Source organism: Microcoleus sp. AT3-D2 (assembly GCF_036705715.1).
In the GTDB taxonomy this organism is placed as follows: domain Bacteria; phylum Cyanobacteriota; class Cyanobacteriia; order Cyanobacteriales; family Microcoleaceae; genus Microcoleus.
Window position 1 is genome coordinate 15,721 of sequence record NZ_JAUBVE010000015.1, and the last position, 26,363, is coordinate 42,083.

17 protein-coding genes are annotated in these 26,363 nt (G+C 46.6%); 8 read left to right on the forward strand and 9 right to left on the reverse strand.

Annotated features, from left to right (window positions below; all coding sequences use genetic code 11):
• Window positions 1–31: 31 nt before the first annotated feature.
• Both QUB44_RS09105 and QUB44_RS09110 read right to left on the reverse strand, forming a co-directional pair.
• Window positions 32–4,585: a response regulator gene (locus QUB44_RS09105; RefSeq protein WP_333365833.1), complete on the reverse strand. Its 4,554-nt coding sequence runs from the start codon at window positions 4,583–4,585 to the stop codon at window positions 32–34.
• Window positions 4,586–5,443: 858 nt separating this feature from the next.
• Entirely contained in the window at window positions 5,444–8,545 is a 3,102-nt protein-coding gene (locus QUB44_RS09110) for an MFS transporter (RefSeq protein ID WP_333159901.1), read from the reverse strand.
• Between the two features lie 315 nt (window positions 8,546–8,860).
• Here QUB44_RS09110 and QUB44_RS09115 point away from each other — a divergent pair, with 315 nt between their 5' ends.
• On the forward strand, window positions 8,861–10,246 hold the full coding sequence (locus QUB44_RS09115; protein WP_333159899.1) for a 2-polyprenyl-6-methoxyphenol hydroxylase-like oxidoreductase: 1,386 nt from the start codon (window positions 8,861–8,863) through the stop codon (window positions 10,244–10,246).
• A 387-nt stretch (window positions 10,247–10,633) separates the two neighbouring features.
• Here the strand turns inward: QUB44_RS09115 and QUB44_RS09120 are convergent, their stop codons facing one another.
• A complete protein-coding gene (locus QUB44_RS09120; RefSeq protein ID WP_333159896.1) occupies window positions 10,634–11,515 on the reverse strand; it encodes a lysophospholipid acyltransferase family protein in 882 nt (293 codons plus the stop codon).
• Window positions 11,516–11,834: 319 nt separating this feature from the next.
• Here QUB44_RS09120 and QUB44_RS09125 point away from each other — a divergent pair, with 319 nt between their 5' ends.
• Together QUB44_RS09125 and QUB44_RS09130 are read left to right on the forward strand one after the other, a co-directional pair.
• Complete coding sequence (locus QUB44_RS09125) at window positions 11,835–12,020, forward strand: hypothetical protein (protein ID WP_333159894.1); 186 nt, start codon at window positions 11,835–11,837, stop codon at window positions 12,018–12,020.
• Between the two features lie 560 nt (window positions 12,021–12,580).
• Complete coding sequence (locus tag QUB44_RS09130; protein WP_333159892.1) at window positions 12,581–13,576, forward strand: SH3 domain-containing protein; 996 nt, start codon at window positions 12,581–12,583, stop codon at window positions 13,574–13,576.
• Window positions 13,577–13,718: 142 nt separating this feature from the next.
• Here QUB44_RS09130 and QUB44_RS09135 read toward each other — a convergent pair whose 3' ends face one another.
• The 6 genes from QUB44_RS09135 to groES all read right to left on the reverse strand — a co-directional run bounded on the left by QUB44_RS09135 (window position 13,719) and on the right by groES (window position 20,560).
• A complete protein-coding gene (locus QUB44_RS09135; RefSeq protein ID WP_333365836.1) occupies window positions 13,719–13,904 on the reverse strand; it encodes a hypothetical protein in 186 nt (61 codons plus the stop codon).
• Window positions 13,901–14,563: a glutathione S-transferase family protein gene (locus QUB44_RS09140; RefSeq protein WP_333365839.1), complete on the reverse strand. Its 663-nt coding sequence runs from the start codon at window positions 14,561–14,563 to the stop codon at window positions 13,901–13,903. The genes QUB44_RS09135 and QUB44_RS09140 overlap by 4 nt, the downstream gene beginning before the upstream one ends.
• Window positions 14,564–14,731: 168 nt before the next feature.
• On the reverse strand, window positions 14,732–17,317 hold the full coding sequence (locus QUB44_RS09145; RefSeq protein WP_333365842.1) for a S8 family peptidase: 2,586 nt from the start codon (window positions 17,315–17,317) through the stop codon (window positions 14,732–14,734).
• A gap of 28 nt (window positions 17,318–17,345) precedes the next feature.
• Window positions 17,346–18,347, reverse strand: a complete 1,002-nt coding sequence (locus tag QUB44_RS09150) for an ATP-binding protein (RefSeq protein ID WP_333365845.1) — start codon at window positions 18,345–18,347, stop codon at window positions 17,346–17,348.
• Window positions 18,348–18,469: 122 nt separating this feature from the next.
• On the reverse strand, window positions 18,470–20,110 hold the full coding sequence (gene groL, locus QUB44_RS09155; RefSeq protein WP_333130301.1) for a chaperonin GroEL: 1,641 nt from the start codon (window positions 20,108–20,110) through the stop codon (window positions 18,470–18,472).
• Between the two features lie 138 nt (window positions 20,111–20,248).
• Complete coding sequence (gene groES, locus QUB44_RS09160; protein ID WP_332945088.1) at window positions 20,249–20,560, reverse strand: co-chaperone GroES; 312 nt, start codon at window positions 20,558–20,560, stop codon at window positions 20,249–20,251.
• A gap of 257 nt (window positions 20,561–20,817) precedes the next feature.
• Here groES and QUB44_RS09165 point away from each other — a divergent pair, with 257 nt between their 5' ends.
• The 5 genes from QUB44_RS09165 (at window position 20,818) to QUB44_RS09185 (ending at window position 26,332) form a co-directional block, all read left to right on the forward strand.
• Complete coding sequence (locus QUB44_RS09165; protein ID WP_333365848.1) at window positions 20,818–21,243, forward strand: ferredoxin; 426 nt, start codon at window positions 20,818–20,820, stop codon at window positions 21,241–21,243.
• 651 nt (window positions 21,244–21,894) lie between these two features.
• Window positions 21,895–22,545 carry a response regulator transcription factor gene (locus QUB44_RS09170; protein WP_333038438.1) on the forward strand — a complete coding sequence of 217 codons (651 nt, stop codon included), beginning with the start codon at window positions 21,895–21,897 and terminating at the stop codon, window positions 22,543–22,545.
• Between the two features lie 337 nt (window positions 22,546–22,882).
• Window positions 22,883–23,404 (forward strand): LabA-like NYN domain-containing protein, encoded by a 522-nt coding sequence (locus QUB44_RS09175; protein WP_006633075.1) that lies wholly within the window; start codon window positions 22,883–22,885, stop codon window positions 23,402–23,404.
• A 340-nt stretch (window positions 23,405–23,744) separates the two neighbouring features.
• Window positions 23,745–25,388 (forward strand): 2-isopropylmalate synthase, encoded by a 1,644-nt coding sequence (locus QUB44_RS09180; protein WP_333365851.1) that lies wholly within the window; start codon window positions 23,745–23,747, stop codon window positions 25,386–25,388.
• A 143-nt stretch (window positions 25,389–25,531) separates the two neighbouring features.
• On the forward strand, window positions 25,532–26,332 hold the full coding sequence (locus tag QUB44_RS09185) for a class I SAM-dependent methyltransferase (RefSeq protein ID WP_333365854.1): 801 nt from the start codon (window positions 25,532–25,534) through the stop codon (window positions 26,330–26,332).
• The last annotated feature ends 31 nt before the right edge of the window (window positions 26,333–26,363 follow it).

A 26,363-nucleotide genomic window follows, 5' to 3' on the forward strand; every position in this document is an offset into this window, starting at 1 on the left:
CCACGAACAATAGTTAGTTATCAGTTGTTAATTATTCTGTCATTGTTTCGCTGTACTGCATTTCTATTTTCAACGCAGTTTCGACTCTTTGATACTCGGCCTCAACCTGTTCTAAAAGCGCGCAGGCCGGATCAGGTAAAGGCTGGTTAGCATTTGTGCCGATGCGGCCCATGATTTCGAGTTCCTCGCACAACTCAAACAAGCGAAAAGCACCGAGAGTACCGCTAATCGACTTTAAAGAGTGAGCCGATCGCCGCAAAGCCAGCGGATCGGCGTTGGACAGAGCCATAGAGATGCCTCGCAGCAGTTCGGGAGCTGTTTCGAGGTAAATCTCGATCACCTCGTCCAAAGCTTCCACTTCTCGCAGTCCCTCTATAATGTTGGCACTCAGGGAATCGTGGCTATGTGACAAAGCCCGATCGAGATTTGATGCACCACAATCGACTACTGCCGGCGAATTGGAAATTGTCAGTTGTGGATTTCCCGCAACAGCCAGATTCGATCGCACTTGTAATTCACTCGTTTCTTCGATGTGTTCCGCCGGGGCATCCAAACAAACGATCGGCTGCAGACGATCGAATGCAGAGTTCGATCGAGATTTACACGCGATCAAAGCTCTCACCAACTGGTCAATGGCGATCGGCTTGCTCAAATAGTCGTCCATCCCCGCAGCCATACACTCTTCGCGATCGCCCTGCATCGCATTTGCCGTCATTGCCACAATCCAAGGCCTTGTCGATTTTCGATTTTCGATTTTTGATTTTCGATTGTTAGATTCCTCGTCAGTCAAATTTCGATTTTCGATTTTTGATTTTCGATTGTTAGATTCCTCGTCAGTCAAATTTCGATTTTCGATTTTTAATTTTCGATTGTTAGATTCCTCATCAGTTCCGGAAACTTCTGATTCTCCCGTGTGATTTTCTAAAGTTAAATCTGCTGAAAATTGCTCGCGGATGCGGCGAGTAGTTTCCAGTCCGTCCATTTCCGGCATTTGCACATCCATCAGCACCACATCGTAAGGCTGGCGGCGCAAAGCTTCGAGCACTTCGATACCGTTTCCCGCCACATCCGCCCGATACCCCATCCGCTGTAAAATTTGCAAAGCCACCTTCTGATTCACCAAATGATCGTCAGCCAACAGAATCCGCAGGGGTAAGTTCTCGGCCAGCACGGGTATGGTTTGCAAGAAAGGCCCGCAGGTGCGCTGCCCTTTAAATTCAGTTGTCTGTTCTCCAAAAATATTGATTAAAACATTGTAAAGCTGAGATTGTTTGATGGGTTTATTCAAAAAAGCAGCAAAATCCATCTCCATAGCAGGGGAGTTAATTTCTTGCCTGCCGATCGAAGTTAACATCACTAACGGCAACTTTTCGCAATCAGGATACCGGCGAATTTGCGCTGCTAAAGCCAACCCGTCCATTTCCGGCATTTGCATATCCAAAACTGCCAAGTCAAACATCTCTTTAGCAGCCAGCCAATCTAAAGCCAAACGAGCCGAATCAGAAGCCCTAGCCACCATTCCCCAAGACTGAGCTTGGAGAGTCAAAATTCTGCGGTTGGTAGCATTGTCATCGACAATTAAGACTCGCTTGCCAGCTAACTCAGGTTGAGAATTGCTCAAGTTAACTGGTAAGGAATTGTTGCAGCCATAAACGATCGTACTGAAATAAAAAGTAGAGCCAAGGGATTTCGTATTTTGGTCGATCGGCTTGTTGCTGAGTACAGATTTGGCATAGCCATATTTTTCGGCAATTTCGCAAGATTCCGCCCATCCCAAATCAAAAACTGCCGATGATCTAAAATCTGCAGGAGGATTGCCCGCGACACTACCCATACTTTCCACCCACATCCGGCCGCCCATCATTTCGGCCAAACGCTTGCTAATTGCCAAACCCAATCCGGTACCGCCGTACTGCCGGCTCGTTGAAGAATCAACCTGGCTGAAAGATTTAAATAGCCGATCCATGCGATCGCCCGGAATGCCGATACCGGTATCTTTGACCGCAAAATGTATTTCGTATGCTGGGTTAATTGCTACCGGTTCGCCAGCAATTAATGACAGTTCTTTAGCGTTAGCCGTCGGCACTGAAATCTTTTTTGCAGTCACCGAAACCACCACTTCTCCAGCGTCGGTAAATTTAACAGCATTACTGAGCAAGTTGATTAAAATTTGCCTCAAGCGGGTGCTATCGCCGATCGCCGTTGTTGGTACTGTACGATCGATCAAGTAACCTACTTCCAGTTTTTTTTGTGCCGCCTTGGTAGCTACCAAGTCTAGAGATTCCTCAATGCAAGTGCGGAGGTCAAACGGATGTTCCTCCAAGTCCAATTTGCCCGACTCAATTTTCGAGAAATCTAGAATATCGTTGATCAGCGTCAGCAAGGCATCGCCGCTGCTGCGGATAGTTTCTACAAAATCGCGCTGTTCGCGAGTTAAGGGGGTATCCAGCAGCAAACCGGTCATGCCGATGACTCCATTCATCGGAGTGCGAATTTCGTGGCTCATGGTGGCTAAAAATTCGCTTTTGGCTCTAGTAGCCGCCAGTGCCTGATCGCGAGCTTTTGCCAAATCTACGTCGGTTTGCTGGCGTTCGAGTTCGCTTCCCACCCACTGAGCCATCAGTTTCACCAACTCTCTGTCTACAACTCGGAACGGTTCTGTCACAGGAGTCGGAGAAAAGAAGCACAGAGTGCCGTATACTTCACCTCCCACCGTGACGGGAATGCCCATGTAAGCTTCGATGGGGAAGGCTCGATCGTGCGTGTTGAAGGAAAAACCCGAAAATCTTACCGACTCAAAGTAAATCGGTTCTTTTGCCATTGCCGTAGCGACGCAGAAAGTTTTTTCCAGATCATAGATTTGGTCTTTGACGATCGACCCGTCGGGACACTCAACAGCCATTATTTGATAGTTGTCGCCTTGAATGCAGGACAAAATTCCCACGGACAGGCCTAAATGCCGACATCCCATTGCCAGCAGTTCTTGGAGGCGCAAATCAAAGGTAGAGAGGTGGTTGAGCGGGTCTGTACGGGGAGCCGAAGTCACTTGGTACAAAGCTTTGATTGCAGCTTCGCTTTCTCGCAGTTCTTGTTCTGTTTGCTTCCGCACGCTGATGTCGCGGGAAATGCCGATAATTTCTTGGACTTCGCCGGTTTGGGGATCGCTGATCGTGCGGCCGGTGGTTTCAAACCAAATGTATTTGCCGTCTTTGCGGCGGATGCGGTAGCTGACGGTGTAAGTAACTGGGAGCGCCAGGACTTTCCAGTGAGCTTTGGCAATGGTTTCTAAATCGTCGGGGTGAAAATAATCCTTGGGGACGCGGCCGATGAGTTCCGAAGGTTCGTATCCCAGCAAAGCCCGGCTGGCCGGCGAGACGTAAATAAACACGCCTTTGGGGTCGTGTCTGGTGATCATGTCTGTTGAATTTTCGGCCATCAACCGATAGCGGTCTTCGCTTTCATTACGTTCGACTTGAGAATTGCCCAATGCTTCTAGCATTCGGTTGATGGCGTCGGCCAAGCTTGCGAGTTCATCTTCTCCGGCCATATGAACTCTCAAGCTTGGGTCGCCGTTGGCTGCGATGTTGCTGACGCTGGTGCTCAAGGAAGCCAATCTCGCCAAGACTAATTTTTCTAGCAACAGCAGGGTGATGGCGCTAAATATTAAACCTACTGCCAGTATTGATAAGGTAAACAGCTCCAAGGTAGCCTGACCTTGGCCGTAGATGATGCGATCTGTCTCTACTCGCAGCAGCAACGCTAGGTTGCCGTGGATGTCGCGAATCAGGGCGTATCCTGCGACTAAGGTGTCGCTGAGTGGCTCGACTAAAATTTCTACTGATTTGAGGTTAGAAATTTTGAGTTTGACATTTTCCAACTCCTGCCTCGATCGAGCCATCGCCTTGGCGCTGTGCCCGGAGTAGTTCGCTGCTCCCACTTTAAAATCTAAACTCGGCAATCTAAAATCCACTGACAGGTGAGTCAGTTCTGAAAGCAAACCGATTTCGCTGCTGTCGAGGTAGCGTCCCAAGATCAGCGTCCCCCGCGACGGGCCTTGGGCGTTGCTGTTGAAGATGGGCTTGGCGGCAATCAGCAGTCGGGCTTCTGGCAGGGTGAGGACGCCTGTTTTGCCGACGGGGCGATCAGCATCGATTGTAGATGAGTCTAGTAGCGCCTCGGTCAAGTGCTGTTTTAAGCTTTCGGGAATCGGGATTTCTGTTTGGGATTTAAGGTTGAAACCTTTGCTGAAGATTGTCTTACCGTTGGAGTCAAGCAGCACCAATAAGTTTAGTCTCAAGTAAATAAATGTCGAATCGACGAAATTTGACTTGACAAAATTTTCGTTCCGTGTTTCGACGAAAGAGTAAGTATCGTCCCACTCGGCGTAATCTTGGGCGCTGGTGTCTAAATTCGACAAGTCATCATCTAATGCGTCCAAAGCCCGTGCGACATCCTGGCGGACGTACTGTGCCTCCAGGTTGTGAAAATCATGCAGCAAAATAGTTGATGCAGTGGCATAGAGAACCACAATCAGGCTGATCAGCGCTGCACCGATGATTAATAGTGTTTTTTTTCGGAGTTGCATGGCGTCGCCCTCCTCACGGTGCTAATAGGCAACTAGCCAGGAGAGGTTTGAGACGTAGGTTGTTTAGCATTGGCGATCGCAGGGCCTGCGTGTTTGGACTTTTCTGGGCTGACGAAAGCAAAGCCCTTGGTATTTCCAAGGTATCCGGTATCTTGCCCCCCACAGTCAGTGTAGTATTTTCACAGCTTTAGTTCCATATTATGCACAACGTATGACCTACAAGTTATAACCTGACGATCGGCATCTTCAAAAGAAACGGGCGATCGAACTCAAAACAGTTCGCGTTTGATACTGACGCAGCCAGGGCGGCGGGCTGTTGGTAGAATAGGCGTGCTGGGTTGAGAACCGTCACTATTATTGTACCTAAAAAATATTGAGGAGAGAGCGGACTGGGGCGCCGAGTTTTGCCTACCAAAAGGTTCTTATTGCCATAGCTGTTTTGATTTTTGTCCTTCTCTAACAATCCTTGCAGGAGTAGTGCAATAATCCCAAAAGCCTATCCAGCCTAAAAGCTTGAACCGCGTTCAACAATTGTCATAGCAGAGACAATGAATAGGCGGCGACTTTTCATTTATTACATCTGCAAATAAAATATACAACAATCAAAAAAATCGGCTTTTCACTTTTCTATTGTGAATTAATCAAAACTGCTAATTAAGATTTATAAATTCATAGTTTGCACAATCCTCAACAAACGGGTAGAAACGGGTTTACCCATAACATTATTCAACAGTACCAACAAATTAATACAAACTCGTTCCCATTCCTCGATCAAATCCTTTACTAACATTAGTGCCTGATATCAGTAGAAACTCATATCAGGCACTATCTGCAATCCGATCGCAACTTCAGTCTTGTTTATCGGATGACGGCTAAAGCACCGGCGCCAGCAGCAGCAGCGGCCGAGGAAAGAGCCGTGAAAAACAGCCACCAAGAGGCAACTTCTGCCGCTTTCCGGGTTTCTTCGGCTTGTTTTTCGGCTTGCAGTTTGATGCTTTCGAGGCGAAGCTGCGCCTCTTGCTGCAAGCGTTCTGCTCTTTGCAAGACGCTGTTGCGACTTCTTTCAATTTGGTCGATCAAGCGGTTGGCATCTGCTTCGGAAATGTCATCGCGAGAACTCATTAGTGCTACTAAAGTATCGCGATTGAAATGGCCCAGCCGATCGCGCAAAGCGTCAAATCCGGCTTGCGGATCGTCAAATAACTTCCGCACGTCCCGCGTAATGCCTTCGTAGTTGAGTTCAGGGCGATCGAGCGAATTGAGGTAATCCCGAATTTTTGCGAGAATCCCGTCAATTACCGACTGAATACCCTCCTGTATTTTCTGAATTTGCAGTGCGAACTCGTCACGCACCGACAAAATTCCATCGACAATGCGATTGGCTTCTGCTTCAGAAATATCTGGCCGCTGAGACAGCAGAGAAACAATTGTAGCTCGATCGATGTGCGACAGCCGATCGCCCAAACTGTAAGCGCCGACTTTCGGGTCATGCAGCAGCAGTTGCAAGTCGCGCTTGATAGCTTCGGGATTTAATTCATCCTTGCCCGTATTTCGCAAATAATCTTCTAAAACACTCTGAAAATCCTGCACTTGGCCTTGCACCCGTTTTGCCAAACGGCGCGGCGCTTTCACAATCGATCCAAGAGTTTCCTGCACTTGGTCGATAACTTGATTGACTTGTTCCTCGCTCAAATCTTTTCTCTGAGAAAGCAGTTTTACCAAAGTATCGCGATCAACTTGAGACAGGCGACCACGCAGCGCTAAAGCTCCTTCTTTGGGATTTTCCAGCAATTTTGTCAAATCCCGCTTAATCCCTTCTGGATTGAGTTCTGATTTGCCAGTATTGCGGAGGTAATCTGCAAGGGCGGTTGTGGTATGGTCGTACTGATCCTTAGCTTTTTCCGCCAACTTTTGTGGCGCATGCAGCGCGCCGTGCCAAGTTTCTTCGGTGCTGTCGAGAAGCTGATTTACTTGGTCTTCGCTGAGGTCTTTCCGCTGAGATAGCAATTTTACCAAACTTTCGCGATCGAACCTAGAAGCTCTAGCTCTCAGCGCCCACATTCCCGCTTCGGGGTTGTCCAGCAGCGTTTTGAAATCGCGCTTGATGCCTTCGGGATTGAGTTCTTCTTTGCCCGTAGACTTCAAGTATTCTTGCACTCTTTGCCACTGGTTGTCTAGTCGGGCTTGCGCTGCTTCTTGCAGACCTTTAGCATCTGCTAAAACTACATCTCGCGTCCTTTCCAACTCTTGAACAATCTGTTCTACTTCCTGGAATCCGAAGTTTTCGCGGCCTCGGAGAATTTGCACAAAACTGTCGCGGGTGTAAGGAGAAAGCCGATCGCGCAACTGTTCGTAACTAGCATCGGAATCCTCTAAGATTTTTTTGAAATCCCTCCCGATACCTGCTGCTGTCAGTTCCTCTTTCGGCGTCAGCTTCAAGTAAGTTTCCACCCGCCACTGCAAATCGCGAGCTTTTTCTTGCTCCTCGGCAAAGATCACGGTTTGTAAAACGCGCTGTCTAATTGCTTCTAATTCCTGGGAAATTTCTTTTATTTTGTCTTGGGTAAAAACGCCTCGGCTGGCCAGGATTTCGGCAAAATTAGACTGTTTTAGTTTTTCTAATTCCCGGCGCACAGTTCCTGGATCGGCTGTAGGATCGTAGAGAACGTCCCGAAATTCGCGCTCGATCGCTTGCGGGTTCATCTGCCACGAATAAGTGTTGAGTAGGTAGTTTTCTACGTCGGCACGAATTGGGCTGTAAGTTACGGGTTCGCCTTTGACTTGAGCGGTAATTTTATCAGCTTGCTGGCTAACTTTGTCTTTAGCTTCTTTGAGCTGACCGATTACTTTTTCAACATCTAAGTCAGAAATATCCGTGCGACCCAATACTATTCCCATTAAAGCATTGACTGCCATTGTCGTTGCTTGGGACATCATGGTCGGGCTTTGTCCAGAATTTTGACCGCCCAGATTGCTGAGGGCTTTTTCTACCCTACTTCCCAATTTATCTGAGACCAAATCGCCCGATTTGGCAGATTTGAGATAGTCTACTAATTGGGCGATGCCGTCTGATTGCTGCCCTTGTTTTCCTACTTGTTTCCAAGCATCTTGAAGTTGGTCTACAATCCGGTTTACGTCGCGTTTTGATAAGTCCGATCGCGAACTTACTAAATCTACGAGAGTTTGCCGATCGAGATTCGGCAAATTTTCGGCTGCAATGGTTTTTAGTTGCGGATCGTTGAGCAATTTTTCAAACTCGCTACGCATCCCTTTGATGTCTAATTCTGGCGGTTTGAGGCTTTGGATGTAGTCTTCGACGTTTTCGCGCAAGCTTGTGGGGTCGATCGCGCTACCCAGTTCGTGGCCCACTGCTGCTGCTGCTGCTTTGGCTGTGGCGACGACTTGGTTGCTAGCTGCTTTTGCGCCGATGGCTGAGGCTGCGGTGCCGAGAATCGCTTGAAAGCCTGATGTGGCGCTGTTGACGACGGAACCGATCAAAGAACCGACGGTGGTGGAACTCACCCAGACGAGCATTGAGAAATAGGTAGCCCAGACGACTAAACCGACGATCGCACCTAAACCGGGATTGCTAATCAAGCTGAGCTTAACTGCAAGCAAGCAAGCGAAAAATAAAGCGACGGTGACGGTTATTAGCGTCCAAGTGCCTACTTTTCTGCCGATGTGGCGGACTGGGGAGCTGCCACTATCCGAGTGCTGGCCGCCGTCGTCATGGGATTGTCCAATGTAGGAAAGGCCCGCCGCTACTGATAAATTTGTTAGCAAGAGTTGGAAAGCGCAGGCGAGCACGACTCCAGCTATCAAGGCGATAAAAAATTGTGGCCCTGAATAGAGGAGTGCTGCGTCTTCGGCTCTGTATGTAGTAGTCTGCTCTACTGGCACTTGGGCCAGCCAGAACCCGATGTTATACAGTTGTGGATTTATTGGCAAATTTTGATACATAGTATATTCCTCATTAAGGAGTGGGTGCGCGCTCATTGGCGCAAGTTAACCAATGTATAGTTTTAGACTCATGCCCCCAATGGCAAGCATCGCCTTATTGTCGAGCTAAAGCATCCCCCTACAGTTGGAAGTGTAGAAATATGTCTGCGGCCGGCTGTCACTTTAGGAATATTTGTGGTATGTAAGTCTGATTAAAAAAATCGCAGAGGAGAATCTGTGGTCGATCGATATTAAGAGTCGGCACAGAAGCCCAGACAAATTGTGAACAATTCATCAACCCATGCCATAGCAAATTAGCTTTGAAGGAATTCGATCGTGCAGCGAGAAAGTCATGCAATTATTATTGGTGGCAGTTTAGCAGGACTGTTGGCCTCTAGAGTATTAGCCAAACACTTCGATCGAGTAAGTATTGTTGAACGAGATTTTTTCCCAGAAAAACCCGCACCTCGCCCTGGGATTCCTCAATCTCGTCATCTTCACATCCTTTTAAATCGGGGGAAAATCATCCTCGAAGAGTTTTTTCCCGGCTTGGAAAAGGAACTGGTAGCTGCTGGTGCTCCTAGTTTAGATCCGAGGTCGATCGGGTGGTTTAGTCCGGCAGGTTGGGCCCCGCAATTTAGCCCGGATCTAAATGATGTAATTATGTTCAGTCGGGATTTACTTGATTGGCAAATTCGCCGCCGTTTGGCTGAAAATACGAACGTGCATTTCCTCGAAGGAGGCACAGTAACGGGGTTGCTGGCGAATGCCTCGCGCGCGGAGATTGCTGGCGTATCGGCGCGTTTTCGCGATCGCCACAACCCGGGTAACATCCATGCAGAGAATTTGTATGCAGATTTGGTAGTCGATGCTAGTGGCAAAGTTTCCAAAACACCTCAATGGTTGAAAAGTTTGGGTTATGAACCTCCGCAAGAAACCGTTATCAATGCTTTTGTCGGCTATGCCACCCGCATTTATAAATGCAGCGGTAAATTGTCAGACACAGCGCCAGTATTTGTATCACCAGGACCGCCGTTCCGCACCCGTGGCGGTGCACTTTTCCAGATCGAAGGCAATCGCTGGCTGGTGGGTTTCGCCGGGGGCGATCGCGATTATCCCCCTACAGACGAAGTAGGTTTTCTAGAATTTGCCCGAAGTCTGCCAACCCCGACAATTTATCATGGAATTAAAGACGCAGAAGCCATCACACCTATTTATAGCTATCGAGGTACCGAAAACCGTTTGCGCCACTACGATCGCCTCTCCCGTTATCCTGAAAATTTGGCAGTTATCGGTCATGCAGTTTGCGCTTTCAACCCAGTTTATGGCCAGGGAATGACTGTTGCTGCACTGGATGTTCAGATGCTAGATGAATGTTTGCAAAAGCAAAGAGAGCGGTATCCAGAAGGCGATTTAACAGGCTTTGCGCGACAATTTCAACAAAAACTAGCAAAATTACATACAATTCCTTGGACATTTGCCATCAGTCAGGACTCTCGCTATCCGGGAAGTGAAGGTGCAAAACTCAACCTTGCTACGCGGCTGACAATTGATTACATGGATTTGGTGTTAAAAGTGCTGGTCGGAGATGCTAAAGTTTGTCAAGCATTTTTGGAAGTTCTGCACATGATTGAGTCGCCAGCTATACTTTTTTCTCCCAGTATTGCGGTTAAGGCGATCGGACAATTAGTCACCGTTCGGCAGAAGGCAGAATTAAGATAAAGAGTTTATACAGAATCAGGTTAGTTTTGCCAATTATATTTTTTCACCGCCGATGAAAGGAGATAAACGCCGATGAAATTATATTCATTTGCGTTTATTTAACCTGATATTATGTCCGCTAGAACAGGGATGATAAAAAGCGTGACTTTTGCGACTGCGGTTTTCGGGTATTTCACGTAATTAAGAGGGGTTAAATCCGATTTAGTACCCCAATTGTCGGTTTTTGAAATAAATCATTAGATTTATTTCAAAAAATGTTTTTAGTCACGACTTACCCACAGGACTCAAGAAACCGGGTTTTTTCCCCATATCTCTCGGGCTTCACGGTATATTGTCGTAAAAAAAATCGGTTGCTGTAGCCTAGAATAATGTAGACTTGTGCAATTCTCAATTACCAGCCAAACAATCTAATTGTTCTTGCATTTGGGCGGTAACTCGATCGAAACAAGCATCAACATAATCGCGATCGCGCGCCGCCTCCGAACCGTACCTCTCAAATACAATCGGTTTGCACACGCGAGTCCGAATTTGCACGGGTAAAGGCAGGTTTGGCAAAGGCCCAATACTCAATCCCCAAGGCAATCCCAAATACACCGGCAATACCACCGGATCGATGCCAAATAGCCACGGCATCCCCCATTCATGCAATTGCTTTGCTTGTTCGTACAAATCTGCCAACACTATCAAAGTATCGTGTGCACCGTGCGATACAATCGGTACAATTGGCACTTCTTCTCGCAATGCTAATTTGATAAATCCCTTGCGTCCCGCAAAGTAGATTTGATCGCGCAAGTGGTGGGGTCGAAAAACATCTTGGGCGCCGCCCGGATAGACGAGAACTGCGGCATTTTTGCGTAAAGCTGCGATCGCCATTTTCGGATGCGCCTTGAGAGCACCACACTGAACCGCCATGCTAGCAACATCAGGAGAAACTTGCCAAACCGTCGGGTGCATCAATCCGTAGGCCAAGCGTTCAGTACCGTACCTGCGGAACCATTCGTATAGGAACATAAACATATCTGGAGCGGCGAGTCCCCCGTTGTGAGAACCGACAACAAGCATTTTTCCGCTCGCGGGCACGTGGTGCCAGCCGTCGCTTTGTACGCGAAAATAGTAGCGGTACAGCCATTCCCAGATTGGCAACAACAGATGAATGAAGTCGGGATTGCGATCGTCTAAAGATAGACCGTCAAAGGGATATTTAGAGGATTTACCGTCTTTTTTGTTAGTAGTTTTTGTCACTGCAAAAATATTTAACGCTTTGGTCATTATATAGCAGAAGGAAGAAAGCTTTAACTCTCGAATAGAGAAGACTTTCGTTATTTGGGAAAGAAGGAAGAAAGGAGGAGATTAGTTGGGCTTTTCCTCTCCTTGTGCGTGCGCTAATCCCGATCACCCTCCCAACAAAAGATTTTTCCTATCATTAATCTGCTCCCATTCCGCAGGAATCTACCGAATTAGTTTCAGCAATTGAAAACCTCATAAATATCGAGGGCGGTTGCTATAGCAATATAATTAAATCAGAATTGGTGCAAATATTTGGTTTCTGATTTGAGCGGGCTGCTTTTGTTCGGAGGTTTTGTGCTGGTTGTCTCCACAGGAACAAAACCGTTTGCAAACAGCTACAGCAACTGTCGCTGATGGGGGGGCGGCTTTAGCCACAAAAACACAACTGTGCCTCAAGCCGATAAGTTTCCGTTTTGGAATATTTTATCAAGTTGACGCCCGCCATCGGGTCAATGCTAGCGATTGGTGCTGTTTGCCACAATTTTAAGTAAGGTACGATCGACAGTGGAGTTATGTCAGGGCGATCGAAGAACTGTATCCGGCTTCTGACACCCCACTACGACGATGGGGTCGATCGCGCCAATCGCCTGTCACTCAGAATCTGGCAGCATCTCAAGCACCATCTCGCTCTCGAAGCTGCCAAGAATTCACCTGAAATGTAGCCCCATATTACTCAACTGCAACAACTGACAGCTAAATGGTTTAACGAACACCTGACAAGATATTCACGGACAACACATGACTTGGAGCCCTAGTAAACTGTCCCGCATTTAAACAGTTAACTGTTTACTTTTCCCCTCTGCCATTCCCCAACTCCGACACTTCCACCTTCTCCCCCTCCCCCGCTCTGCCATAATGAGCCATTTATAGGCGTAGCAGCTTTATTTGTCTTCGCTCAACTCACCAAACATTAAATTATATAAATTAAACTTGACTTGGAGTCATAAAAAAGTTATATAAGGCTTTTTTATGGAAGACAAATCGATTTTTTTGCTATATTAACCTGCAATTAAGAAAATAATTGTGGTTAAGTGAGGAGTTGAACGGATGAAAAACTTGAATTGCTGGAATAAACCCGCTGCATTGCTGGGCGCGATCGCGATCGCAACCGGAAGTTTGCAGGCCAATGCCATCGGTGTTGCCGCCCCATCAACATCCACTGTCAGTCAAGATGCGGAAAATATTTCCTTTGAAGATAGCGCCACGTTTCAAATAGCCCAGTCTGGCAACCTTTGCCGTAAAGTCACTCCCAAAGAAGGTTTGACCGTTCGCCAGAACCCAGACCCCAAATCCCCTAGAGTTGGCGGGGTAGGACTTAACACTCAGGTAATGCTGTCCCAAGGCGCTACTTCTGTTAAAGCCTCCGACGGTCGCCTCTGGATTCAAATTAGCGCTCCCGTCACAGGGTATGTAGCTAGCGGCTATCCCAACGACGAAAGTAATTTAGGTTCGTGCACAATTAGTCAAACTCCTTCCCCAAGTCCCGCACCGGCACCAGCACCAGCACCAGCGCCTGCACCAGCGCCAGCGCCAGCACCAGCACCAGCACCGGCGCCAGCGCCAGCACCAGCACCAGCACCAGCACCGGCACCAGCGCCTGCACCCGCACCAGCAGCAACACCAGCACCAGCGCCTGCACCAGCGCCTGCACCAGCACCAGCGCCTGCACCAGCACCAGCGCCTGCACCAGCACCAGCGCCCGCACCAGCACCAGCGCCTGCACCCGCACCAGCACCAGCACCAGCGCCCGCACCAGCACCAGCGCCTGCACCCGCACCCGCACCAGCACCAGCCCCAGCAACTGGCCCAGTAAGTCTGTGTCGGCAAGTAGAACCTCGCGTAGCGCCGAGGGGTCTAGCTATCCGCACTGAGCCTTCAAAGACTTCTGTGGTTAAAGGCGGTGTAGCGGCTAACGGTCAAGTAACGCTTGTGCCGAATTTCCAGTTAGTGAAAGATAAGAATGGAGAAGACCGCAATTGGGTTGAGATTTCAGCCCCTGTGGCCGGATTCATCTCGGCTGGAAATTTGATCATGTGCAAGTAAACTTCTGAGTTCGATCGCTCTTTTTGACTAAAAGAGCGATCGACACCGAAAATAGTTTTAAGATTGTCGCGCAGCCAGAAAACAACGCGGAGCCCAGATTGCTTCCTGGATTTAGGCAGGAATAACTTATTTCTGTCGCGAGTCAGAGTTTTGCTGCGATATCTTTGGGGTTGGAGACGGTAATTTTGCGATCGGCAAGGAACTGTTTAGCGTTAATTGCTTCGTAGTTCGATCGGGCGGCGGGCTGCCCCATTGCTGCGATGGGAATTTGGATGCAGGCGAAAACAGCTAGGAAAAAGAGCGATCGCTTCACAATTGATTTGTTCATGAGGCTTCAGCTTGTGCGAGAAATTTTTGTCTCCGAGATGCGAAAGCCGCCAAATCTGCTTCCGTGAATTGAGTTTGCTGCCATGAGGGGCGGGCAAGCAGTCGATCGCACCAAGCTTTAATTTTAGGATAGCCGTCTAGGGACACATCAACCCAAGGTAGCAAAGGCACGATGGTGCCGGCAACGCACTCGGCAAACGTGACAGTGTTGCTAGCGAAAAAAGGGCGATCGTCCAACAAACCTTCAAAGAATTTCAAGACAGTATCGACTTTTTCCTTAGCCTTTGCGATTTCCGGCGCTTGGGGAGTTCCCCATCCCATTTTTTCACTGCTGAGGGGGTAAAGTGCCGGCGCAAGTTCGTTAACCGTGACCAATTCTACCATTTTCACAACTGCCAAATCTTTCGGTTCTTTTGGCAGCATTGTCGGTTCGGGATACTTCGTTTCTAGATAGTCAAGAATTGCTAGAGACTCGACGATAGTGAAGTCATCATCGACTAAAACAGGGATGCGATGAAAAGGATTCATTGCGACAAACTCAGGCTGCAAGTGATCGCCGTCCAAGTGGATTTCTACCAATTCAAAGTGGAGGTTTTTTTCTAAGAGGGCGATCCACACGCGGCGGGAGTTAGCGGAAATTGGGGTGTGGTAAAGTTTCATGGCTGCTGCTGTGGTTGTTGAGAGACTGAGGTGTTAAGGGTTGAGTTGTCTCGCGCTGCTGAAAATATTTAGACTGTAGTCAATTTTACCCTATCCGGAATTGTCAGGGCAAATACTGGTTAAATATAACAAAAATATCTGCGATCGCATTTAGCTACTTTAGCTACATCATATGGAGTTAATTTCCACTTGTTGCTCTAATTCTATTTGGACTTGAGCCTCAACAAATGTAGTGTAAATGGGAATATTCGATGCTAATGCTTCAAAGCTAATAACGAGAGAATAGGGTGCTTCTGCATCTGGATCGTTATTCCAACCTTCATGTCCAACTACTGCAATGCAGAATGCTTCTCTGAGTTGAAATGATTTGACAACTGTCCAATCCTTTTGAACAGTTCCCGCGCTTCTAGAAACACCCTCAATTTTTCCATATTTTTTCGCTTTTTTGCCAATAGTCCACTGAAAAACTCCCTCTCCCTTTTCAGCATCCTCTGAAGGATCATACTCTTTCAAAATCCTAGCCAGAAACTTTTCTGGATTTTCTCCCTTTTTACTACAATCCCAATCCAGCCAAGTTGAAAGATATTTTCTGCGATTTCTACGAGTTCGACGTGGTTGTGCTTTGTAAGATAGAGTAACTTCTACCAAAATCTCATGTTCTTTTCCCTGACTACGCAATCCTTCTGGCAATTTAACTTGGTAAACATGAGCCTGTCTGGCTTTGATACGATTATTTCCTCTGGTAATCAAAGTGATGCGATTGGGAGAATTACCTAAAGCCCGATCGATATTTGGAATGCCATAACCAATTTGACGAACAGTATCAAGTTTTTCTTCGGCCCACTCTGGCCATCTGGCTGATTGTACTATCAGCGCACGATGTAAAAGGCAAGTCTCATCCGGCAACTCAGCAGCAAGACACGCTGCTATATGGCTGACTTTTGGCGTAGCATATGACGTTCCCACCGTGTCAGCAGCAACTGCTGGCCCACCATTCAAAGTCGATCGTACTAATTCAGGACAAACTTCTTTACGTGAAATAATGTTAGGTGGTATTGATTCATCTTTTATTAAGTCCCCACCATATTCAACTACTTCCGGTTTAATTGTATCCCAAATTCCTAACCCAGAGCATGAAAAAGCTGAGGGTTTATCCTTTTGTGATATTGAAGAATAGGATAGTGCATGATAAGAAGCTGGAGAAATTGATCCAACGGTTAAGGCTTGAAAACTTTGTGCAGGGTTAGCAATTCTACAAGAATTTTCTAAAAGATAATCTGGACATAGCCGATTTGCTGCCAGATGATCTTTGACAGATAATCTTGTATATCCTATTTTTCCACTGAAAGGTAAATTACCTGCTGCTACAATAAACAATATATCATTTTTCCAGGTCAAATTATCAATCGCCGCTGCCCAAGGGCTCATATATTGGGTGTGGCACGGAACAGACCCAGTAATAGAATGATTAAAAATCCTTGTTTTTGTTTTACTGTGATAAAAGTCCACAATATCACCTAGCAATTTCGGTGGAAATAGCTGTTTAGGTAGTTGACAATTAACATCAAGGACTCTCGCATTTTGAATCCAGCAAATAGCTTTTTCATTTCCAGTACGAGGTATAGTTATGGGGTAAATGACTGCACCAGCTACCCTGGTTCCGTGTCCGCCATTCCTAACACGGTCAGCAATTTGGTCGGTTTCTCCCGGCACCCAAGATGTTGAATTATCGCAATCAATTGCTGCTTTTAAGAGAGGATGCCTTTCTTGAATCCCACTATCTATAACACATACCTTGGGAGCATTTAATTTCGGTGCTTGTAGTTTGAAAGTAGGAGTATCAACATCAGATAAAGCTTCTCGCTCAACAAATTCAGCAAACTCATCAGGCTCACTGACATCAAAAATATAAGGAAAGTTAAAAACTAAATCTTTTAATCCTTTACCGGAAATTGTAATTCTACAGGAAAAACTATCCGGTAATTTAGCTGATTGAGGAATACTTCCATCAACTATATCTAATATTTCTCCTTGATAACTTTGAATAAATTCAGTGAACTCATCTTCTCTTTCGGACTTTATCTCATCCCATTTTTCATAAGTAAAGTCACGTTTGTCAATCCAAATATTAACTCTTTTTTCAAAATGCTCATCACTTTCATTACTTTCTCTCTTTGGAGAATTAGGCAACTTAGGTGTAATCCCTACACAAGCAATACCTACATCAACTGTGTATATCTGGTCATCTTTAACTCGATCCCAATGAGTCATTAATTCTGGCGAAAGAATGTATTCTGGCTTTTTAATTCCGTCAATCAGATCCCAGATTTCTGCAACTTTTGTACCACCATGTTCTTCTCTAATAAATTTTCCTATTTTTTTTCGCAGTTCACTAAGTTCTAAATCTGCTGATGCACCAATAATATATCCATCTTCGATCTCTGCAATTAGCTCAATCCCATAGGATTTAAGACTCTCTGGATCGAAAGAATTTGGATCGATTTTTAAGATAATGCGTCGAGATTTAGGAAGTTCGGGTTGCTCTTCTTCTTCTCGTTTTTCTTCAGTATCTTTCCAATTAGCAGTTATGGATGATACTGAGCTATTTAGCCTACTACCATGTCCCCATCTGTCACCAGAATTTGCGAGTGTTTGAGGATCTTTGTTCCTGCCTCCTCCTTTTGGACTTGCAGCAATCCCTTCTTTTGCAAAGCTGAGCTGAATATGCGGAAATCTATCAGAACGTTCAACCATTTACTTCTCCTGACACAAAAAAATAAATTTATGCAACCTTGATTTCTTTAATCGCTTCTTCCAAGTGTTCGTGAATGACTAGCTCCTCTCGCTCAAGAATTGCCCGTTTAGCAGCATCTTGTGCTACCCGCACGGCTTGAGCAGCAGAAAAATCTCTCATCTGATCGATCAGCACAGGCCAGTTAATAGAGCCTACTTCAATAGCAGATAGTGTTTCTTTTAGGATAAATTCTAACTCTTTTTCTCCGGGCTTTGGTACTTCTATCAAATCATCAAATCGTCTCCACAGTGCAGTATCAAGAGATTTAGTGAGGTTTGTAGCTGCTACAATCAGACCAGAGGTGGGTTCATATTCATCCAAAATTTGAAGAAATGTATTTACCACTCGCTTAATTTCTCCTACTTCCTGATGGTCTTCTCTTGATTTAGCAATAGAGTCACATTCATCAAGAAACAACAAACAGGGATTTTTTGATGCTTCTTCAAAAACCAGCCTCAAATTACTCGCCGTTTCGCCTAAAAAAGATGATACCATTGCATCAAATCGAACTTTGAGAAGTGGTAAACCTGTATTCCAAGCTAAACGCTCTGCTCCGAGTGTCTTACCACAGCCCGGGAAACCGTACAGAAGAATTTTTTGTCTGTAGCGGAGTCCGTGAAGAGCAAGCCTATCTCTTGCTGCATACTCGCGCTCAATTCGCTGGAAACGTTTTTCAATAACTTCAGGAAGCACCATGTGATGCCGCAGTTTTTCCCTTCCGATGACAGTCACTAAAGGAAGGTTTAATCGCTTACTTGTCGGCAGTTCGCTTAAAGCTTGTAGGCTATTTGGTACTGGCGAAGCTGCTTTGCTGTTAGAGATCGATTTCTCTTTCTGGCTCTTTTTGGTAATATTCTCTAATTGGTCGGCTAGTAGCGTGTGTCCCTTCTGGCGCTCTTCCTCAATGACTAGGTGTGTGAGTTTGTCGATCGCCTCTGTGTCGGCACTGGCGATCGCCCTAAATAATCTTTTAAGAACTTCTGCTTTCATAGCGCCTCTCACTATACTAGAGAGTACACCACTATGATACTTGATTTATTAATCAACTACTTAATTAAAATAAAGTAGGTGAGGGCCCTTGCGCCCCCACCTACTTTAAAGACGACGATTAATTAGTAATCGAAGTCGCCGCCGCCCATGCCGCCGCCAGCGCCAGCAGCAGCGCCATCCTTCGGTTCAGGCTTGTCAACGACGATACACTCGGTTGTCAGCACCATACCAGCAATAGATGCAGCATTTTGCAGAGCAGAACGAGTCACCTTCGCAGGGTCAACAATACCAGCTTCAAACATATCGACAAACTCATTTGTCGCTGCGTTGAAACCAACGTTGAACGGCTTTTCTTTGACGCGCTCAGCAATCACAGCGCCATTCAAACCAGCATTTTCAGCAATCCGCTTCAGAGGAGCAGCCAGAGCCCGTGCCACAATCAAAGCACCGGTTAATTCTTCGCCCTTGAGAGTGCTGTTAGCCCACTCTTCCAATTGAGGAGTCAGGTGAGCCAAAGTTGTACCGCCACCAGGAACAATTCCTTCTTCTACTGCTGCTTTGGTTGCGTTGATCGCATCTTCAAGACGCAGTTTGCGATCCTTCATTTCTGTTTCGGTAGCCGCGCCGACTTTGATGACTGCGACGCCGCCAGCCAATTTGGCCAAACGTTCTTGCAGCTTTTCTTTGTCGTAGGAAGACTCGGTTTCGTCCATTTGACGGCGAATTTGTTCGCAGCGGGACTTGACCGCGGCTTCGTTACCTTCGGCAACAATTGTGGTGCTGTCTTTGGTGATGGTGATGCGGCGAGCTTTGCCGATCATGTCAAGCTTGGTGTTTTCCAGTTTCAAACCGGCATCTTCGGTGATTAGTTGACCGCCGGTCAATACGGCGATATCTTCTAACATGGCTTTGCGTCGATCGCCAAAACCGGGTGCTTTAACAGCAGTCACGTTCAACACACCGCGCAGTTTGTTGACAACGAGGGTAGCTAGAGCTTCTTTCTCAATGTCTTCTGCAATGATCAACAGCGGGCGGCCGGAACGAGCTACTTGTTCGAGCACAGGTACTAAATCTTGTACCAGAGCGATTTTCTTGTCTGTCAGCAAGATGAAGGGTTCTTCGAGAATCGCTTCCATCCGTTCGGTGTCGGTGACGAAGTAGGGAGAAATGTAGCCTTTGTCGAAGCGCATCCCTTCGGTGATTTCCAATTCGGTGGTCATAGACTTCCCTTCTTCCAGGGAAATCACGCCTTCTTTGCCCACCTTGTCCATTGCGTTGGCAATCATTTGGCCGACTTCATCGTCGTTACCAGCAGAGATGGAGCCGACTTGAGCGATGGCTTTGGAATCTTCTACTTGTTTGGCGTGTTCGGCAATTTTTTCTACCAAAAACGTGGTTGCTTTGTCAACACCGCGCTTGAGGGCGATCGCATTTGCGCCGGCTGCTACGTTACGCAGACCTTCTTTGACCATTGCGTGAGCCAAAACGGTAGCAGTTGTGGTACCGTCGCCTGCTGCGTCGTTGGTTTTGGAAGCTGCTTGACGGATCAGGGCAACGCCTGTATTTTCTACATGGTCTTCTAGTTCGATTTCTTTGGCGATGGTAACACCGTCATTGACGATCTGAGGAGCTCCGAATTTCTTTTCGAGAACCACGTTACGGCCTTTGGGCCCGAGGGTTACGGCCACTGCTTCGGCCAAAATGTCCATACCGCGTTCGAGGGCGCGACGTGCATTTTCGTTGTAGATGATACGCTTAGCCATAGTTTTTGGGGATTTGAGGGTTTGAGATTTTGGATTGGGGATGATGGATTTTAGTCATTTGTCCCGTGTCATTAGTTGTTTGGCGGCGTTCGCTTTAAACTAATGACTGATGACTAAGGACTGATGACTAATGATTAATTAGTTAACGATCGCCAGAATGTCTTTTTCGGCTAGCAAGACGTATTCGTCTGTGCCGAGTTTGATGTCGGTGCCGGCGTACTTCGAGTAGAGAACTTTGTCGCCGACTTTGACTTCCATTTCAATGCGGGTGCCGTCGTCATTGCGCTTGCCAGGGCCCACGGCCGCGACTTCGCCTACTTGGGGCTTTTCCTTAGCTGTGTCGGGCAGAAGGATGCCGCCGGCGGTTTTTTCTTCGCTAGCGCTTACTTTTACGAACACGCGCTCGCCTAACGGTTTAACGGTAGAAACACTCAGTGATACTGCTGCCATAAATAAATCTCCAGATTACAGATCCTCGTCAGTCAGCCGTCAGGGTTGCTATGAAAGCAACAGCCGACTGCTTACAACTGACATATTAGCACTCTCGACTCCTGAGTGCTAATTTAGCTTTAGTCAGGGGCGATCGCAACTTAGTTGTCAGTACGGGTTCCCGAACCGAGCATGAGTTGGAACGAAGGAGAGGGAGGAGTGGGGGCTGGGGTGATGACTTTAGACCGCTAACCAATTACTTTTGATTGATGAAGACAATGACAGAAAATAACGAGGAATCTTGTAGCCAAGGCTTGAGCGCTTGTGTCCAAAGCCTGGGAATCGATCGAATCGAGCGACATATTTTTATCTGTGCCGACCAAACCGTGCCCAAGTGCTGCGATCGGCAAACGAGTCTGGAGGCGTGGAATTACTTAAAAAAACGCTTGCAAGAATTGGGGTTGGACAAGCCAAGTGCCGATCGACCAACCTCTGTCTTTCGCACCAAAGCCAATTGCCTGCGAGTGTGCGCGTCTGGCCCGATTATGGTAGTCTATCCAGACGGAGTGTGGTATCGCGACGTTACTCCACCCGTCATTGAGAGAATTATTCAGGAACATCTCCTAAACTCAAAGGTAGTTCAAGAATACGCTTTCTTGACTCATCCTTTGCCTGTGCCTGCTGAGACCCAGCCAAACATTTAAGTGTAGCGCTGTTTAAAGTACAGCGTTATAGGTAAAGTGTTAAATTTAAGGTTAAGGGTGAGAATTTGAGACAGTTTAGCGTCCGGGCGATCGCACCTGCTACAGTTCAATAAAACTGTAGTTAGGTTCTTGTCTTCCTTGTGCGGCTTCCCGTGTTCCTGGTGTTTCTCAAAAGGTACAGTAAAAAAAATCGATCGGAGGAACTGTGAAATTTTGTGCAAAAATTTCTCAGTGGCCGACACTAAGCAGGTTGCCAAACTACACTAGAAACAGTTAAATACGTAAGTAGGGAGCCTGCTTAAATTTCTCTATATCAGAAGTATCATTTAAAACCGGGGCATTAACCTGAAATTGAACCGATCGAGATTAAAGATATTTAACTTGGGCTCTGTTAGGGAGTCTCCAATCAATCAAGGCTGATCTTGATAGAGCGATCGTCCATTACTGGTTTGGGCTGCATTCCATGTCGTAAGACACTCACAAACAGCCGTCAATTATAGGTTGGAAAGCGGTAATACCCGCCCCGCTTTCCCTCACCGCCATCCCTTCAGTCGATCGTCGTCCTCCACCCCCAGCAGGGTGGCGGGGGACTGACGGAAAAAACAGAAGTGAAAACAAGGAAGTGTGCGGGATACTTTAGCGGGAATAAACATGACAAAGGACAATAATTCAGGAGAGCAAAAACGGCTGATGCTGGTTGACGACGACCCCAATTTGATCTTGCTGGTCAAGGACTACTTGGAGTTTCGGGGTTACAACGTCATTACAGCAGAAAACGGCAGAGACGCTCTGGAAAAACTAGAACAAGAAGTTCCCGACTTGATTATCTGCGACGTGATGATGCCGGAAATGGACGGCTACACTTTAGTCAAACACATCAGAGAAGACCCTCGCACGAGCTGGATTCCGGTTCTTTTCTTGTCCGCAAAAGGTCAAAGTTCAGACCGAGTAAAAGGCTTGAGCACGGGGGCTGACGTTTATATAGTCAAGCCTTTTGAACCAGAAGAACTGGTAGCCCAAGTGGAATCTTCTCTGAAAGCAGCATCCCGCTTGATTCGCCACTCAAATCCCGGTATGGAGAGTGGCCCAAAAATTAAGGCGCGCCGCAATGTCGAATTGACTCCCACTGAGTTAAAGGTGGTACAGTTGCTAGCGCAGGGTATGGCAAACCGCCAAATCGCAGACGTGATGAATGTCAGCCAGCGGACTATCGAAAGCCACGTCAGCAATATGCTCGGCAAAACAGGTCTGCACAACCGGACAGAGTTAGCTCGCTGGGCCCTTGAAAGCAAAAAGGCTTGATCGGAGGTAGTCTGCGCTATGAAATCAGGGGAGCAAAATCTACTGCTATGCGCTTCGGTATGCCTGCTTGGCGGTAGGGCGGTGGGCGCGGTAGTTTGAAGCCGCCATTAACCTTGACACGCCAGCCGGTATTGAGTTACTAGGCGTATAGTTTGTGAGGGTCCCTCGCTCAAATGCAAGCAGGTTTAAAAGAACCCTCTGGCGGTAGAGCCGAAAATATGAAATACTGGGGAGATGGAGTTTTCTGAAGTCTAATCTATTGCCTCAGTTAGCTCCATGTTGCTAAAATGTGATATTTAGATTAACTTCTTTCTACAATTATTAGGTCTAAGTTTCTATGACAAACTTAATGAACCGCCTTTCTATTTTTGTGGACGGGAACAATATGTTCTACGCTCAACAAAAGAACGGTTGGTTTTTTGATCCTCGCAGGGTGCTCGAATATTTCAAAACTTCGCAGCCGAATGTCATCTTGATCAATGCTTTCTGGTATACGGGTCTGAAAGACCCCCAAGATCAAAGGGGATTTCGAGATGCTTTGATCAGTCTAGGTTACACGGTTCGCACTAAAATTCTTAAGGAATATTACGACGATGCTTCGGGCAGATATTCTCAAAAGGCTAATTTAGACATAGAAATTGTGGTTGATATGTTTAATACCGTGGATCAATACGACCAAGTTGTGCTGTTTAGCGGGGATGGGGATTTTGAGAGGGCGATCGAGCTGCTCCGCTCGAAAAATACTCATATTACTGTGGTATCAACCGAAGGAATGATTGCTAGAGAGTTACGAAATGCTACAGATAGGTATATAGACCTAAATGAAATTAGGGAACATATCGAGAAAATGGATTATTAGTCAGTAGTCATTAGTTATTAGTCATTAGTCAGTAGTTAGTAGTTATTAGTCATTAGTCATTAGTCATTAGTCAGCAGTCATTAGTCAGTTATGGGTTATGGGTTATTAATTATTCGTTATTGGCGCGAAACACGGGACTGGTGCCCCCGCCCAAAAACGCATACTTGCTTTCCGATAGGAGCCGCCAGTAGCCCAGAATTTTAGACGAAGGTTCAAGTTCCCAGATTCATCTGTGGAGTAAATCTAAAATCTAAAATCTAAAATCTAAAATCGACTGACTGGAGGCTAAAAATCCAGAAAAACGGACAAGTAAAAATCAGGAAAACACTTTTTTAGAGCTATGAAAACTCAACCAAGTCAAGACCGGATTATTATTTTCGATACGACTTTGCGGGACGGAGAACAATCTCCGGGTGCATCTCTGAATGTGGATGAAAAGCTGACGATCGCTCGCCAGTTAGCGAGATTGGGCGTGGATGTGATTGAAGCGGGTTTCCCTTTCACCAGCACGGGAGATTTCGAGGCAGTCCAAAAAATAGCCCGATCGGTTGGCACAGAAAATGGGCCGACAATTTGCGGTTTAGCACGGGCGAGAAAGCCGGATATTAAAACCGCAGCAGAGGCTCTGAAACCAGCCGCCAATGCGCGAATTCATACGTTTCTGGCTACGTCAGATATTCACTTGGAGTATAAGCTGAAAAAGACGCGGGCTGAGGTTCTGGAAATTGTGCCGGAAATGGTGGCTTATGCTAAGTCTTTTGTGGATGATGTAGAGTTTTCGCCGGAAGATGCTTGTCGATCGGAACCGGAGTTTTTGTATCAGGTTCTGGAACGGGCGATCGCAGCCGGTGCGACTACTGTTAATATTCCCGATACTGTCGGTTACACGACTCCGAGCGAGTTTGGGGCTTTGATTCGGGGAATTAAGGAAAATGTGCCGAATATCGATCGCGCAATTATTTCGGTTCACGGTCACAATGACTTAGGATTGGCTGTTGCTAACTTTTTGGAAGCTGTGAAAAATGGCGCCAGACAGTTAGAATGCACGATTAATGGCATTGGCGAACGGGCGGGAAATGCTGCTTTGGAAGAGTTGGTAATGGCGCTTTACGTGCGGCGCCAATATTTTAATCCGTTCTTGGGCCGGCCTGCGGATTCTGACGAACCTCTGACGAATATTGATTCGCGCCAAATTTACAAAACTTCCCGCTTGGTTTCCAATTTAACGGGGATGTTGGTGCAGCCAAATAAAGCGATAGTCGGGGCCAATGCTTTCGCCCACGAGTCGGGAATTCACCAAGACGGAGTGCTGAAAAATAAGCTGACATACGAGATTATGGACGCTGAGTCGATCGGCTTGACGGAAAATCAAATCGTCTTGGGTAAATTGTCGGGCCGCCACGCATTTCACACTCGCTTGAAAGAGTTGGGTTTTGAAATGGCCGACGATGAGCTGAATAAGGCTTTTGTCAAGTTTAAAGATTTAGCAGACAAGAAAAAAGAGATTACTGATTGGGATTTAGAGGCGATCGCCAATAACGAAGTGCACCAAGCACCGGAACTTTTCCGGTTAGAATTGGTGCAAGTTTCCTGTGGCGACAAATCGCGCCCGACAGCAACTGTCACTGTGCGGAATCCGGCGGGCGAAGAATTGACCGATGCTGCGATCGGCACCGGGCCTGTGGATGCGGTTTACAGGGCAATTAACCGAGTTGTCAATGTCCCGAACGAGTTGATCGAGTTTTCTGTACAGTCGGTGACCGCAGGAATAGATGCGATCGGCGAAGTAACAATTCGCTTGCGCCACGAAGGCAAAGTATTTTCCGGTCACTCGGCAAATACTGACATTATCGTAGCCTCTGCAGAAGCTTACATCAGCGCTTTAAATCGGCTGTATCAGGCATTGCAGCATAGTGCTGAAGAAAAATCCTCGGAACAGCCAACTCCCATCGGAAATCAAGTTGTTGCAGAGGCAAAGCGCTGATAAACTTACTGTCAGCCATTTTTCTTGAAACCAACCGCAGATGAATCCAGATCGAAGCAGATAAATCTCAATTAATCTGCCTTAATCCGGCTCCATCTGCGGTTTAAAATTAATTTTTTTTACCAATAATCAAGTATTGAAAAATGCAAGACGAAACTTTAAAAAAAGAGCGGCAATTCCACGATGCTTGGGCATCTACGATCGATATTGACGGCATTCGAGTCAATGATTACTTTGAAGCTTGCACCGCCCCAGAAAATAGATTTATTCTCAAACAGATGGGCGATCTTACAGGCAAACGCCTCTTAGATTTAGGCTGTGGGGCGGGAGAAAATAGCGTTTATTTTGCTAAAAAAGGTGCAAATTGTGTGGCGGCGGACTATTCTCAGGGCATGGTAGAAGTTGCTCTGAAATTGGCAGAGAAAAACGGCGTCAAAATAGAGGGCTGCACGGTTAATGCAATGGCTATGGATTTCCCGGACAACAGTTTTGATATTGTTTACGCTTCTAATTTGCTGCACCATTTGCCGGAACCAGAAAAGGCGATTCGCGAAATGCACCGCGTGCTGAAACCGGGCGGCAAAGCTTGTTTTTGGGACCCGATGAAGCACAATCCGGTGATTAATGTTTACCGCAGGATGGCTACTGAGGTGCGGACGGAGGATGAAACTCCTTTGGATATTAATATTGTAAATTTTGTCAAGTCTTTGTTTTCGGAGACGGCTTATGATACGTTTTGGCTGACATCGCTTTGGATTTTTTTGCGGTTTTATTTGATAGAAAAAGTGCATCCGAATGAAGAGCGTTATTGGAAAAAGATTATAATTGAACAAGAGAGATTGAAACCGCAATACTCTCGGTTAGAAGAGTTGGATGGGTTTTTGAAAAAGTTGCCTTTGATGAAGCGCTTGGCTTGGAATTTGGCTGTGGTAGCAACGAAGTAATTAAAAAAAGTACAATAAGTCAAAGCATTTA

What these genes read in the sequence shown, in the direction of transcription:
- QUB44_RS09130 (WP_333159892.1), top strand. Translation starts at nt 12,581, where the DNA reads ATGAAAAACTTGAATTGCTGGAATAAACCCGCTGCATTGCTGGGCGCG.
- QUB44_RS09150 (WP_333365845.1), bottom strand. Translation starts at nt 18,347, where the DNA reads ATGAAAGCAGAAGTTCTTAAAAGATTATTTAGGGCGATCGCCAGTGCC.
- QUB44_RS09185 (WP_333365854.1), top strand. Translation starts at nt 25,532, where the DNA reads ATGCAAGACGAAACTTTAAAAAAAGAGCGGCAATTCCACGATGCTTGG.
- QUB44_RS09105 (WP_333365833.1), bottom strand. Translation starts at nt 4,585, where the DNA reads ATGCAACTCCGAAAAAAAACACTATTAATCATCGGTGCAGCGCTGATC.
- QUB44_RS09180 (WP_333365851.1), top strand. Translation starts at nt 23,745, where the DNA reads ATGAAAACTCAACCAAGTCAAGACCGGATTATTATTTTCGATACGACT.
- QUB44_RS09170 (WP_333038438.1), top strand. Translation starts at nt 21,895, where the DNA reads ATGACAAAGGACAATAATTCAGGAGAGCAAAAACGGCTGATGCTGGTT.
- QUB44_RS09175 (WP_006633075.1), top strand. Translation starts at nt 22,883, where the DNA reads ATGACAAACTTAATGAACCGCCTTTCTATTTTTGTGGACGGGAACAAT.
- groES (WP_332945088.1), bottom strand. Translation starts at nt 20,560, where the DNA reads ATGGCAGCAGTATCACTGAGTGTTTCTACCGTTAAACCGTTAGGCGAG.
- QUB44_RS09145 (WP_333365842.1), bottom strand. Translation starts at nt 17,317, where the DNA reads ATGGTTGAACGTTCTGATAGATTTCCGCATATTCAGCTCAGCTTTGCA.
- QUB44_RS09110 (WP_333159901.1), bottom strand. Translation starts at nt 8,545, where the DNA reads ATGTATCAAAATTTGCCAATAAATCCACAACTGTATAACATCGGGTTC.
- QUB44_RS09140 (WP_333365839.1), bottom strand. Translation starts at nt 14,563, where the DNA reads ATGAAACTTTACCACACCCCAATTTCCGCTAACTCCCGCCGCGTGTGG.
- QUB44_RS09135 (WP_333365836.1), bottom strand. Translation starts at nt 13,904, where the DNA reads ATGAACAAATCAATTGTGAAGCGATCGCTCTTTTTCCTAGCTGTTTTC.
- QUB44_RS09165 (WP_333365848.1), top strand. Translation starts at nt 20,818, where the DNA reads ATGACAGAAAATAACGAGGAATCTTGTAGCCAAGGCTTGAGCGCTTGT.
- groL (WP_333130301.1), bottom strand. Translation starts at nt 20,110, where the DNA reads ATGGCTAAGCGTATCATCTACAACGAAAATGCACGTCGCGCCCTCGAA.
- QUB44_RS09120 (WP_333159896.1), bottom strand. Translation starts at nt 11,515, where the DNA reads ATGACCAAAGCGTTAAATATTTTTGCAGTGACAAAAACTACTAACAAA.